Annotated in this window: 10 protein-coding genes, 5 tRNA genes and 1 pseudogene; 6 read left to right on the forward strand and 10 right to left on the reverse strand. The window is 34.7% G+C overall.

Going from position 1 to position 12,463, the window contains the following annotated elements:
- Nucleotides 1-6: 6 nt before the first annotated feature.
- Together lspA and glmM are read right to left on the reverse strand one after the other, a co-directional pair.
- On the reverse strand, nucleotides 7-477 hold the full coding sequence (gene lspA / locus HCW_RS02480; RefSeq protein WP_014660649.1) for a signal peptidase II: 471 nt from the start codon (nucleotides 475-477) through the stop codon (nucleotides 7-9).
- Nucleotides 471-1,808 carry a phosphoglucosamine mutase gene (gene glmM / locus HCW_RS02485; protein WP_014660650.1) on the reverse strand — a complete coding sequence of 446 codons (1,338 nt, stop codon included), beginning with the start codon at nucleotides 1,806-1,808 and terminating at the stop codon, nucleotides 471-473. Before glmM ends, lspA begins: the two co-directional genes overlap by 7 nt.
- A 124-nt stretch (nucleotides 1,809-1,932) precedes the next feature.
- Here glmM and rpsT point away from each other — a divergent pair, with 124 nt between their 5' ends.
- The 4 genes from rpsT (at nucleotide 1,933) to HCW_RS02505 (ending at nucleotide 7,029) form a co-directional block, all read left to right on the forward strand.
- Nucleotides 1,933-2,202 carry a 30S ribosomal protein S20 gene (gene rpsT / locus HCW_RS02490; protein ID WP_014660651.1) on the forward strand — a complete coding sequence of 90 codons (270 nt, stop codon included), beginning with the start codon at nucleotides 1,933-1,935 and terminating at the stop codon, nucleotides 2,200-2,202.
- Between the two features lie 92 nt (nucleotides 2,203-2,294).
- Entirely contained in the window at nucleotides 2,295-3,353 is a 1,059-nt protein-coding gene (gene prfA / locus HCW_RS02495) for a peptide chain release factor 1 (RefSeq protein ID WP_014660652.1), read from the forward strand.
- Nucleotides 3,354-3,736: 383 nt separating this feature from the next.
- On the forward strand, nucleotides 3,737-5,203 hold the full coding sequence (locus HCW_RS02500; protein WP_014660653.1) for a hypothetical protein: 1,467 nt from the start codon (nucleotides 3,737-3,739) through the stop codon (nucleotides 5,201-5,203).
- 110 nt (nucleotides 5,204-5,313) lie between these two features.
- Nucleotides 5,314-7,029, forward strand: a complete 1,716-nt coding sequence (locus HCW_RS02505; RefSeq protein WP_014660654.1) for a hypothetical protein — start codon at nucleotides 5,314-5,316, stop codon at nucleotides 7,027-7,029.
- An 87-nt stretch (nucleotides 7,030-7,116) separates the two neighbouring features.
- Here the strand turns inward: HCW_RS02505 and HCW_RS02510 are convergent, their stop codons facing one another.
- From HCW_RS02510 to HCW_RS02545, 8 genes are all read right to left on the reverse strand, one after another.
- Entirely contained in the window at nucleotides 7,117-7,671 is a 555-nt protein-coding gene (locus tag HCW_RS02510) for a hypothetical protein (RefSeq protein ID WP_014660655.1), read from the reverse strand.
- A 152-nt stretch (nucleotides 7,672-7,823) separates the two neighbouring features.
- Nucleotides 7,824-8,381 (reverse strand): hypothetical protein, encoded by a 558-nt coding sequence (locus tag HCW_RS09040; protein ID WP_014660656.1) that lies wholly within the window; start codon nucleotides 8,379-8,381, stop codon nucleotides 7,824-7,826.
- Between the two features lie 244 nt (nucleotides 8,382-8,625).
- Nucleotides 8,626-9,981 carry an outer membrane protein gene (locus HCW_RS09045; protein ID WP_014660657.1) on the reverse strand — a complete coding sequence of 452 codons (1,356 nt, stop codon included), beginning with the start codon at nucleotides 9,979-9,981 and terminating at the stop codon, nucleotides 8,626-8,628.
- A gap of 198 nt (nucleotides 9,982-10,179) precedes the next feature.
- Nucleotides 10,180-10,255, reverse strand: a tRNA-Glu gene (locus tag HCW_RS02525).
- A 74-nt stretch (nucleotides 10,256-10,329) separates the two neighbouring features.
- A tRNA-Asp gene (locus HCW_RS02530) sits at nucleotides 10,330-10,406 on the reverse strand.
- A 57-nt stretch (nucleotides 10,407-10,463) separates the two neighbouring features.
- Nucleotides 10,464-10,539, reverse strand: a tRNA-Val gene (locus HCW_RS02535).
- Nucleotides 10,540-10,585: 46 nt separating this feature from the next.
- Nucleotides 10,586-10,660 (reverse strand) — tRNA-Glu (locus tag HCW_RS02540).
- 16 nt (nucleotides 10,661-10,676) lie between these two features.
- Nucleotides 10,677-10,752 (reverse strand) — tRNA-Lys (locus HCW_RS02545).
- Between the two features lie 291 nt (nucleotides 10,753-11,043).
- Between HCW_RS02545 and cysK the strand changes: the two genes are divergently transcribed.
- On the forward strand, nucleotides 11,044-11,937 hold the full coding sequence (cysK, locus tag HCW_RS02550; protein ID WP_014660658.1) for a cysteine synthase A: 894 nt from the start codon (nucleotides 11,044-11,046) through the stop codon (nucleotides 11,935-11,937).
- A gap of 19 nt (nucleotides 11,938-11,956) precedes the next feature.
- Nucleotides 11,957-12,451 (forward strand): annotated as a pseudogene (gene cysE / locus HCW_RS02555) (serine O-acetyltransferase); the annotation flags it as partial.
- Nucleotides 12,452-12,463 lie beyond the last annotated feature (12 nt).

Here is a 12,463-nt window from a genome sequence, read left to right on the forward strand (position 1 = left end):
AAGGGCTTAATTATGCCCTAAAGTTGTTTTGTTTTTGCTTAAAAATTCTTTTAAAATTAAGAGACCTACGCCAATATCTATCATCACATCAGCAAAATTAAAAATGGCAAAATCAAATCCATAATGATAATACACATAATCCACCACGCCCCCATGCACAAATCTATCTAAGATATTAGACACACCAGCTCCAAAGATTATGCCAAATTCTATGCTATAAGCTTTAAAAAAAGTTTTTTGACGCACTAGAAAAATAAAAAGCCCTATGATTAAAAGGATTTGTAGGTATTTTAAATATTCATCTAAAAAACTTAACAGTGAAAATGCTACGCCTTTGTTATAGACTAGAACAATATCTATAATAAAACTTTCAAAGCGAAACCCTTGCAAGATAACATATTTAATCAATTGGTCAAGCCCTAGAATAAGGGCAAAAAAACCTATAAATATTAAAGAAGTTTTTTGAGATTTTAACAAAGTTGTCCTTCAAAAAATTCTTTTAGCTCTTGCATTTTAGTTTCTAGGGTTTTTTCATCTTTGCCCTCTAAAAGAATGCGTAATTTATTTTCTGTCCCACTATAGCGAATGAGATGACGGATTTGCAATTTTTCTAACTCTTTAATGAGATTATTATAGCCTTTTAGACTTTCTAGGGTGGGCTTTTTTTGCACGCTTAAATTCACAAGACTTTGAGGGTATAATTCAAAGGGATTAAGAGTGGTTGAACTTGGTTTTTTACTTTCTAAAACTAATGCGCTTACTTGTAGGGCGCTCACTAAGCCATCGCCGGTTTTTGCATAATCACTAAAGATAATATGCCCGCTTTGCTCGCCTCCAAAATTAGCATTATTTAAACGCATGCACTCGCTTACGAATTTATCGCCAATCGCACAATACTTTAATTCTAAATCTTTTGTGTGTAGATATTCTTTTAGTGCAAGATTGCTCATATTAGTCGCAACAATCACTTTAGAAGAAAGGGCATTTTTAGATTTTTGATACGCTCCTAACACCCCAATAAGCTTATCCCCATGCACAATATTTCCTAAATTATCTACGACTACCAATCTATCAGCATCGCCATCTAGCGCAAAGCCTAAATCCGCACGATATTTTCTAACTTCTTCGCCTAATTGTGTAGGATAGAGCGCTCCGCATTGATGGTTAATGTTGCACCCATTAGGCTTATCATTGATAATGACCACATCAGCTCCAAGCTCACTAAAAACAACCGGAGCGACCTTATATGCTGCACCATTAGCTGTATCTAAAACTATACGCATGCCTTGTAGGTCTAAATGCTTGGGAAAAGAGTGTTTTAAATGCACGATGTAGCGTCCTATAACATCATCAATTCTTTTAGCATTACCAATATTTTCGCCTACCTTGTAGCTAGAGTGCAACAATTCTTCATTTTGAAAGATTTCTTCAATGGCTTTTTCATCATCTTGAGTAAGCTTATAACCAAAAGAATTAAAGAATTTTATGCCATTATCTTCAAAGGGATTGTGGCTCGCACTAATCATAATGCCTGCATCACAGCGCATATTTTCTGTCAAAAAGGCAATTGCGGGGGTAGGCATAGGACCAATTTGAATCACATTGTAGCCTATAGAAGTAAGAGCACTCACTAGAGCATTTTCTATCATATAACCGCTTTTTCTTGTGTCTTTGCCAATTAGAATTTTATTAGTGCGTGAAGTTTTTCTAAAATAGAGTCCCGCAGCAATTCCTAAGCGCATAATAAACATTGGGGTGAGATATGCTCCAGCCTTACCTCTTACGCCATCTGTGCCAAAAATTTTCATTATTCGTTTTTACCTTAAAAATCTTGTATAAAGTAGCCTAAAAACAAAAATTTAAACTACCTTTAATCAATTTTAAGCTAAAATTATGCCAAAATTTAAATTACAAAGGGATTAAAGTAAGGCTATGGCAAATCATAAGTCCGCAGAAAAAAGAATCAGACAGACGCTCAAAAGAACCGAGCGCAATAGGTTTTATAAGACCAAGATTAAGAACATTATCAAGGCAGTGCGTGAGGCCGTTGCAATTAATGATGTAGCAAAAGCTCAAGAGCGTTTAAAAATTGCTAATAAAGAGTTGCATAAGTTTGTAAGCAAGGGCATTTTAAAGAAAAATACTGCCTCTAGGAAAGTCTCAAGACTTAATGCTTCAGTGAAAAAAATTGCTCTTGCTTAAGGGCTGTTTTTTGACTTCTTTCTAGCTCAATAACGATTTTTTAGTTGTTATTGAGTGTTTTTATAACTAAATTTTCTTTTTAGGTAGTTTCTATGTCCATTTTAGTAGAAAAGCTTTCTTCTATTCTCAAACGATACAATGAAATCACGGCGTTATTAAGCGATAGTGAAATTATTAGCGATGTCAAAAAACTCACAGAATTAAGCAAAGAGCAAAGCTCTATTGAAGAACTTTCAATGGCGAGCAAGGAGTATTTGAGCGTTTTAGAGAGTATCAAGGAAAATAAAGAGCTTTTAGAAGACAAAGAGTTAAGCGAACTAGCCAAAGAAGAATTAAAAATCTTAGAAGTTAAAAAAGGCGAATTAGAAAGCACTATTAAGCAACTTCTCATTCCTAAAGACCCCAACGATGATAAAAACATCTACTTAGAACTAAGGGCTGGCACAGGGGGCGATGAAGCGGGTATTTTTGTGGGGGATTTGTTTAAAGCGTATTGCCGTTATGCAGATTTGAAAAAGTGGAAAGTAGAAATTGTAAGCTCTAGTGAAAACAGCGTAGGGGGCTACAAAGAAATCATCGCTCTTATTAAGGGTAAGGGCGTGTATTCAAGGCTCAAATTTGAAGCTGGCACACACAGAGTCCAAAGAGTTCCAGAGACAGAATCTCAAGGGCGCATCCATACTTCCGCTATCACGGTGGCGATTATGCCTGAAGTAGATGATGTGGAAGTTTCTATCAATCCTAGTGATTTGAGAATTGAAGTCTTTCGTGCCGGAGGCCACGGAGGACAATGTGTAAACACCACAGACTCCGCCGTTCGTATCACGCATATTCCTACTAATATCAGCGTGAGCATGCAAGATGAAAAATCCCAGCATAAAAACAAGGACAAAGCCCTAAAAATCTTAAAAGCACGCCTTTATGAAAAGCAAATTGAAGAACAACAGCTCACTAACGCTAAAGACAGGAAAGAGCAAGTCGGTAGCGGGGATAGAAGTGAAAGAATCCGCACTTATAATTACCCACAAAATCGCTTGAGCGAACACAGAATTAACTTGACCTTGTATAGCCTAGAAGAAATCATGCTTTCAGGAAATTTAGATGAAGTGATTAACCCCTTAATCGCTCACGCTCAAAGTCAGTTTGAGTAAACTTTGGTTCTTGCTTAGTAGCAATCTCACTACTTAGACTTTTTTAAAATATTCTCTCTTGATTGCCATTTTTTATGTTGTTTTAATGGCGTGTTTGTATGTGATTAAAAGTAAGTTATTTCAAGTCTTGTAATGATTTATAGTTCTATTTGTAAGAGTGTTGATTAAAACAAATATAGATAAACTTTAAATTTTAAAGGGCTAAAAAAAGTTTTATAAAAAAATCTAAAAATGTTTGCTTAAATGATTCTTTAGTCAAATACTTTTAGCTATAAAATCTGTTAATCAATATTTTTATTAAATAGAACCTTATTTATTTTAAAATGGTGTTATGGGATTAAAAAGAATTTGTATTTGAATATCTGTCTATAAGGAGTTGTTTGATGAGCTGTTGTGTTAAAAGATTGCAAGAAATAGAAGTTTATAAAATTTTACAAGAGCGTGCGAATGAGCCTTTAAAAAACATTAAAGAGCTTTCGGTGTTTTTGGTTTCTTTATTGACTACTTTTATAATCGTGATTTATCAAGCTTGTTATGTAGTGAATTACATGACAGGCAAGCAAATATGGGACATTCTTGGTATAGCGTGGCATAATCTTTCAAATTTTAGTATTTTGAATAGTGAAGATACTTATCGGATATATATTTCGTTTCAGTTGGGGCTATTTTTTGCGTGGCTATTTTTTCTTTACTCTTATTTAATAAATAATAAAGATAAGAGTAGTCGACTTGTTGCATTTATGGTTTTTGTTCTTGGGTTGATGTTGTTGATTCTACTTTCATTTTTTCCAACTTTGAAGTTATTGATAACTTTAGATGCATTTTGGGATACAAGTGGTTTTCTTAAAACTACGATGATATTTTCGCTGAGTTTGAATGTTGTTTTTGTAGCTAGTTCTTTTTTTGAAGAGAAATTTAAGACTTACTTTCCCCCTATTTGGTCTTTTATAATATTCTTATGTTGGCCTATATTTGTATGGCTTGCTTGGCTGTATGATAATGTTATTTATCACATTCTTATCTCTCAAATTTTTCTCTATTTAGTTATTTTTGTAATGCTTATGTTTTTTTTATCTTTACTTTCCTTATTTTTGCTTTCTTGTGATATTTGTTTTTCCATTAAGAAAAATAATGCTTTGTATGCATTAAGAAAAAGGATTATTGATAAGCAGATAGCAGATAGAGATACAGATTTAAAAAAGTTGATAGAATATGAACCGGCTCAAACATTTCCATTAAAATTAAGCCTAACAGACCATATTAAAACATTTTTTAGTCGTAAATTTTTGATAGGGTTGGTTATTCCATCTTTAGTATTGATTAGCTCGCCTATATTTATATCTTTTTCATACAACGATATTTGTGGCAAGAAAAGTATCCATGCTTGTAAGGCTCACTTAGCATTTGGTTTTAACAAAAAACTTGCAGATGATAAACAATCCACAAAAATAGACATTAAGTTATACGCTGGAAGTGCTAAAATTTATCGTTTGCAACTTAATTATGGGGGTTGTGTGGCATATAGGGAACAAGAAAGAAATTCTTTGAATAATAGAGGATTTTTTCAAGAACAAGGTTTATTTGCTAAATATATCAACCATGACCGATTTGCCGTTGATTATGGCAAAGATTTTATGGCTCAACCATTTGTTTGTGTAAAATTTGACAATCAGCCCCTAAGCGAGTCTATAAAACTTTTATCAGAAATCAAAAACAAACCTATTCAAACTCTAAATCCTACGCACGAGACGATGTCAATTTACACTTCATGCAAGAATACAGATATTCACAACATCACTTTATGGGTTGAATACAAGGGGCGATTAGAAAAAATAGAGCATGATTTTTAAGTGAGAAAAAATGTTTGTTTAGCATTAGCGTGTTGGTAAAAGGGCTTGTTTTAACGATTTAGTTTTAAAAACTATCTTATAATTCCCTAACAGATTGCATTAGAGGGAATATGAATAACAAATTTTTAAAATTAATCGTTTTAGTAGCACTTAGCGCAAGTCAAGTTTATGCTAATAGCGGATTGAATAAGGCGTTATTTGACTTAAAAGACACTTCTTTAATAGGTAATCTAGTCTCTAGGAAAGTAACTATTGGGGGGTGGCAAGGCAATACCAAAGAATGGGGCGCTAGGGCTTTAAGCTATATCAATGTGGCTAATGGTGATGCGAAAAAATTCAGCGCTTTAGTAGCAAAAATGCGTTTTGGCTCTAATTTGGGGGGATTGAGAGAGCATGTATATTTAAAAGAGGCGCTCAAATTACAAAAAGAATTGAAATACAATCTTAAAGTGATTGCTAGAGATGCTTTTTATAGCTATCGCACCGGCATTTATATTCCCTTAGGTATTTCTTTAAAAGACCAAAAAATTGCTCAAAAAATGCTTGCTGATGTCAATATTATTAGCCAATATCTTAGCAAAATGAAAGACACTCAAAATTCCAATAGTGTGTATAGTGGCTATAGAAGGAGTTCCAATAATTATAGCTATTACAATAATCCTTATGGGTTTTATTATGGATTATATGGTTATGGCATGTATGGTAGTATGATGATGATGCAAATGCAAGATTATCTAATGCTTGAAGATTATATTTATGCACTAGACAGAGAAGAGGGTTTAGAGCATGAGGCTATAGCCAATGACACCCCTAGAGCTGATACTAGCCCTATACCTAGAGATGAAACTAAAGATACCAATAAAAACCTTGATGACACCAAGTCAAATGATATTAAAGATACTTTAGCAAATGCTAACATTATGCGATTTTATCGTAACCCTAAATTTAGCAAAGATATTCAAGCACACCGCCTAAATCATGCCTTAGTGAATTTAGACAATAGCCACCAATTAAAAGACAACCCCTTATTTAATACCAAAGTAATGCCTTCTAAAAATGTTGATGCGATTACTCATGATGCCAAGCAATTAAATGGCTTAGTCAAAGAAATTCAAGATTTGAAAGCTCAAGGGGCAAGTGAGCATAAGATTGATTCATTGATAGACAAAGCAAATGATGTGAGAGATAAATTAGATAATAACCTCAATCAATTAAATAACGATTTAAAAGATACCCCCAATGACCTCTCAAATTCTGAAAAATTGCAAGTGCATGAAGCAATAGAGAGTGTGCAAAAGCTTAGTGATAGTAGCGATACGATTGCAAGCTACTTAGATGGGAGCATGAAAATTGATGATGGGCATGATATGATGGATAATCCTAATATCATGTCCGCACCCTTAATAGTTCGCTCTAAGCCCCAAGTTAATGCCAATAATAATACTAGCGATAACTCAAAGTATGAGCATTCTAATACTAATATCACAACAGATCGCAACAATAACCCCTCAAATAATCTTGACACCAAAGACAATTCTAATAATACTGATGTTAAAGATGATACAAACAATGATAACAACACAGATACAAAAGACAATAACGATAATAGCGACAATTCAAACGATGATAACTCTAATGACACGAACGACAACACTGATAATAGCGACAATAGCGATAATGCTGATACTGACAATAACGCTGATGAAAATCCCGGAGGCGATGATAGTTCTGATGTAGGGGATTCTAATGATATGCAGGATATGAATGACATGCAAGACATGCAAGATATGCAAGATATGAACGATATGCAGGATATGATGAACTAGGATTAGTGGTAGGAAAAAGAAGTTTAGGTCTTAAAAAGAGATTTTAAAAAAGGGCTTTAATAAAAGCCCTTTAGAAAGTAAGCTAAGTTAGCGACAGATTGAGCCTAATTGCTCTTTGAGCTTTGCATTAGCATAGTTAAGTGCCTTTTGGTTTAATTTGGGAAAACTCTTTTTAAGGATTCTATCTATGTCTTTTAGCTCACATCTTGCAATGGCAACTTTGACAATAGCAGTTTGCATTTTTTCATTGATGTAAGTATCCATAACTTTTGTATTGTCTAATAGATAGCTATAGGCAACCGCTCTAATCGCATCAACATCTTCATCATTGACTTTAGCCTCTTTCTTAAACTCTTTTCTATAAGATTTAAAGAGGTCATGCATGTCTAAAACAAGACGCATTTTAGCCTCTGAGGTAGCCTGCTCAATACCCATTTTATTATTCATAATAGGAATAGCTGCAATGCCTAATTCTTCGCCACGCTTTAATTCATTTTGAGAAAAAATCCATTGGGGAGCGTCTTTATATTCTTCTTTTAAATGTTGTAAATCTTCTAAGCGTGGTTCTTCGCTAGTAAGAATAGGCTTTGCCATAGAAATAGCACAGCACACACTAATTCCAAGTAATATCTTTTTTAACATAAAAACTCCTTCTAGTAATTTCAAAATGGTAGTATATCACAATTCAAAATGAGACTAAGTGAGATACTGCCTAACACACACCATAAATCATGCAATTTTATAACAAACAAGCTTTTATCCTAATAGCACCTAAAGCATAGTTGGTGTGTCTCTTAGTGGCAAATAGAGCCTAGTTTCTCTTTAAAACGACGGCTAATATGCTCTAATGCGGTTCTATTTAGGCTAGGAAATCTTTTTCGCACAGCACGATTTAATTCATACAAAGAGCAATGTATAATAGCCACTTTGACTACAGCAGTTTGCGTGCTTTTATTCACATAAGTATTAGTGGCTATGGTATTGTTTAATAAATAGCCAAAAACAATCGCTCTAATCGCATCAACTTGTTCCTCATCAAGGTCGCCGGTATGTTCAAGTTCTTTTCTATAAGCCTTAAAAAGATTGTGAAATTTAAGGATTAAGCGCATTTTAGCATCTGAAGTAGCCTTTTCAAGCCCTAATTTTTCATTGGTGATAGGGATATTGGCAATGCCTAATTCTTCTTTATTTTTCAAGTCATGCTTTTTGGTAAAGACCCATTCGGGAGCGTCCTTGTATTGCGCTTTCTTGTTTTGCAAATCTTCTAAATGAGGCTCTTTGGTTTCTATAATAGGCTTAGCTAACAAAAGAGCATAACAAGCACTCATGCTTAATAGTATTCTTTTTAACATTAAAGTGTTCCTTTTAACGATTAGTAGTGTAATAATACAATAATTTATGCTAGAAAGTAATAAGATATATCAATGTTTTTTTTTTTTTTTTTGAAATGGCAAGGGGGCTAAAATAGGGGGTTTATAAAGGTTTTTTTACATTTACTTGGAAGTTAAATTTTGGTTTTTTTAGATTGTTTTAATAAGGCTAAAAGATGTTTAAATCAACATGCAATGATTTAAAATTATTGCATGTTTGAAAGGCTTAGAAATTCACTACATAATTGACATAGAATTGCACGAGGTTTTTATAGACAATGGTAGTTTCTGTGCCATTATAGTGGCTTTTAAAGTAGCTATTATAAGCTAGAGGGATTTTAAGCCCAAATTCCAAACCATTATGTTTAGAGAGATTTGCTCTAAAGCCTACAACCACAGGGATTTGAAAATAGCTTGTATTCATTTTGGCATGACCATTATGGGCATTAATATATTTCATTTGGCTTTCAAAATAAGATTGATTTTCATTAGACCAAGAAGAACCCAAAAGCTCTGTGCCTAGTAAAATTCCGGCTGTGCGGTATTGATTCTTGCCCTCGCCCTCCCAAAAATTCCATAAAAAGTCTATGCCAGCACCATAAATACTATTGTTAGCTTGACCCACCATACCTACACTAGCTATATCTTGTTTGAATTGATTTTTATGTTGCAAGTTAGAATACAAGTAAGAATAAGTGCCATAAGTGCGCACACCAAAATGCTTTTTCTTGCCAAAGAACCATTTATAGCCAAATTGCACATTCAAGCCATAGCCCGGTCCGCCATTGCCTAAAGAGCTAGAGCTACTGATACTAGGAATGGTTGTAGGAATAATACTAGCTTTTTGAGCTGTAGCTTGGATTTGAGAGATGATACCATTCAAATAGTTTTGAGCGTTATTAGCCACGCTAGAGGCATTGCTTAAGACCACTTGTTTGGCTTGCTCTTTAGGACTTACAGAAATAGGCGTGCCTATAGGGGCATTTTGTAAGGGGATTTGTTGGCTAAAGGGTGCGTTAGCCTCTTTATTAAGGTAAGAGGCAACTACCCCTACAGCATTACTAGCATTAGCAAGTAAAGCACTTAGATTGTTTGCGCCATTATAGGGCAAGTCTTGTTTGTTGTTGGCAAAATTATGCAAATTGATAATGTCTTGCACCGCTGTCTTAATATTTTGGGTTAGCAGATTTGAGGAAAAATTGTAATTTTGATACTTTCCATTAGTGCCACTACCCTTGCTTGCATTTTCTAAGTCATAGAGCGTGGTAATAAGACTATCAAGCGAGTTAATTTGAGTTGCTATGCTTTCGCCATTGATACAATCTGTGCTATTTGCTGAGGTGCAAGTTGTATCGGTGCTAGGTGGGAGTGGTTTTTCATTAGGAAAGGGATTAGGGATAGTGCCATTAGGATTAGTGGCAAGGATTACTTTTTCTGGGATAAGTGTTTTGGTGTTTTGAGAATATTCTTGGTGTGAATATATCCAACCAAGCTCGCCATAAAAACCATTTTCTTCTGCCATAAGAAGAGAGTTTAACAAGCTTAAAATAGCCATGCTTTTTGTAATGCTCTTTGTTTTCATACAAAAACCTTTTAATTTAAGAATTTACTTTAAAAATACTCACGCCTTTTTGGTGCGTTTTAAAACATTTGTAATAAAGACCTTTATAAAAACGCATAATGAGAGAGCGTTTTATTGTTGATAATAATATCCTTTTAATATCGGTGCGTATTATAACTAGAATAAACTTCATATTTTATTAATTTTTTTAAAAGAGCATGGCGACCCTTGAAAGATTTGAACTTCCGTTTCCACCGTGAAAGGGTGGTATCCTTGGCCACTAGATGAAAGGGTCGTAAACAAAGATAAAAGGCACTATAGTAACTAAAAAGAGAAAATAATAAGATAATTTTGATAGAAATATTTGAGTGGCGGAGCGGACGGGACTCGAACCCGCGACCCCCTGCGTGACAGGCAGATATTCTAACCAGCTGAACTACCGCTCCATGCTTTAAATAAAATCAAATCTCATCGCATTATTATAGCTTCACTTTTGAAGTTAATGGTGGTCGCTATAAGACTCGAACTTATGACATCTACCTTGTAAGGGTAGCGCTCTACCAACTGAGCTAAGCGACCATCTGATGAGATAGCATTTAACTAAAAAACTAAGTTTTTAAAAGAGTGGTGACTCCTAGGGGATTTGAACCCCTGTAACCACCGTGAAAGGGTGGTATCCTAACCACTAGATGAAGGAGCCACTATGCTCGTTTAAATGGTGACCCGTGTTGGATTCGAACCAACGGCCCATTCCTTAAAAGGGAATTGCTCTACCGGCTGAGCTAACGGGTCTTTTGAAAAGTCAAGTAAAACAAAAAAGCAATAAAACGCCCTTTCATTTAAAAAAGACTTTGAAATAATACAATTTTTTTGAGGGCTTGTCAAGAACTTTTGAAATAATTAAAAATTTTTTTAGAAAAATAAGCCAGCAAGAGTGTGAATTTTTGGACTAGCTCTCTAAAAACTTTGTTATTTTTATCAATATTTTCTTAATTTGTAACTAATTTTGGTATAAGTTTTCACCAATTACAGAAATAATTACCTAAAGCTGTAATTTAAATTTTTGAAAACAAAGGGTAAAAAATGGTTTTTGAAAAAGTTACTGAACTTATAGGAAATACCCCATTGGTAAAAATTAAGCATGACAAAGGCACAATTTTAGGAAAATGCGAATTTTTAAACCCCTCGCATTCTATTAAAGATAGAGCCTCTGTTGCGATGATAAAAAATGCTTTAGAGAATAACAAAATCAATCAAGATACTTTAATTATTGAGCCAACGAGTGGGAATACCGGTATCGCACTAAGTATGATTTGTGCTAGTTTGGGACTGCAAGCTATCTTTACTATGCCAAGTTCTATGAGTATAGAAAGGCAAAAATTACTTAAAGCTTATGGGGCTAAGATTGTTTTAACTGAGCCAAGCTTAGGCATGCAAGGGGCAGTGCAAAAAGCGTTAGAATTAGCTAAAGATAATCCAAACTCTTTCATTCCTAGTCAGTTTGAAAATGTAGCTAACCCTAACATGCATTACAAAACGACTGCTCTTGAAATTTGGGAAAGCACACAAGGAAAAATAGACATGTTTATTGCAGGTTTTGGCACAGGAGGGACAATTTCTGGGGTAGGAAAATTCTTAAAAGAAAGAAATCCACAAATTAAAATTGTTGCCATTGAGCCAAAAGATTCGCCCTTGGTGAGCGAGAAAAGAGCCGGTAGCCATAGAATCCAAGGCATAGGGGCAAATTTTGTGCCTAAAAACTTGGATTTGAGTGTTATTGATGAAATTGTAACGATTTCTAATGAAGATGCCATTTCTCAAACCTTGCACTTAGCTAAAAATGATGGGTTGTTAGTGGGGATTTCAAGTGGAGCGAATGTGTTTGTTGCTAAGGAGATGATTAAGCCAAATCAAGTTGCAGTAACCATGCTTAATGATACGGGTGAGCGCTATTTAAGCACCGGAATTTTTGATTGAGTTTAGCTTTGGGGTAAATATTGTGATTTGGTCTTTGATTAAAGAAGATTTAAAACAACCTGCCCTTAAAGACCCGGCATTTAATAGCAAATGGGAGTTATTATTTTGCTATCCGGGTTTAGTGGCTTTGATTTTGCATAGAATTGCGCATGCTTTGTGGAATAAAAACTTTAAGCTTATGGCTAGAATGATTAGTGGGATTAATTTGTTTCTCACTAAGGTAGATATTCATCCGGGGGCAAAAGTAGGTCATAGGCTATTTATAGACCATGCTATAGGGGTTGTAATAGGCGAAACGGCTGTTATAGGAGATGATTGCTTAATTTATCAAGGTGTAACTTTAGGGGGTTTGAGCTTAGAAAAAACAAAGCGCCACCCCACTTTAGAAAATAATGTCATTATAGGGGCTGGAGCAAAAGTGCTAGGCAACATCACAATAGGGCAAGGGGCAAAGATAGGGGCAAATGCCGTAATCTTAAGAGACATAGAGCCAAATTCTGTGGCTGTGGGGATAGCGAAATAAGAC

This window comes from Helicobacter cetorum MIT 00-7128 (assembly GCF_000259255.1).
GTDB classification, from domain to species: Bacteria; Campylobacterota; Campylobacteria; order Campylobacterales; family Helicobacteraceae; genus Helicobacter; species Helicobacter cetorum_B.

What these genes read in the sequence shown, in the direction of transcription:
- glmM (WP_014660650.1), bottom strand. Translation starts at nt 1,808, where the DNA reads ATGAAAATTTTTGGCACAGATGGCGTAAGAGGTAAGGCTGGAGCATAT.
- rpsT (WP_014660651.1), top strand. Translation starts at nt 1,933, where the DNA reads ATGGCAAATCATAAGTCCGCAGAAAAAAGAATCAGACAGACGCTCAAA.
- prfA (WP_014660652.1), top strand. Translation starts at nt 2,295, where the DNA reads ATGTCCATTTTAGTAGAAAAGCTTTCTTCTATTCTCAAACGATACAAT.
- HCW_RS02500 (WP_014660653.1), top strand. Translation starts at nt 3,737, where the DNA reads ATGAGCTGTTGTGTTAAAAGATTGCAAGAAATAGAAGTTTATAAAATT.
- HCW_RS02505 (WP_014660654.1), top strand. Translation starts at nt 5,314, where the DNA reads ATGAATAACAAATTTTTAAAATTAATCGTTTTAGTAGCACTTAGCGCA.
- HCW_RS02510 (WP_014660655.1), bottom strand. Translation starts at nt 7,671, where the DNA reads ATGTTAAAAAAGATATTACTTGGAATTAGTGTGTGCTGTGCTATTTCT.
- HCW_RS09040 (WP_014660656.1), bottom strand. Translation starts at nt 8,381, where the DNA reads ATGTTAAAAAGAATACTATTAAGCATGAGTGCTTGTTATGCTCTTTTG.
- HCW_RS09045 (WP_014660657.1), bottom strand. Translation starts at nt 9,981, where the DNA reads ATGAAAACAAAGAGCATTACAAAAAGCATGGCTATTTTAAGCTTGTTA.
- cysK (WP_014660658.1), top strand. Translation starts at nt 11,044, where the DNA reads ATGGTTTTTGAAAAAGTTACTGAACTTATAGGAAATACCCCATTGGTA.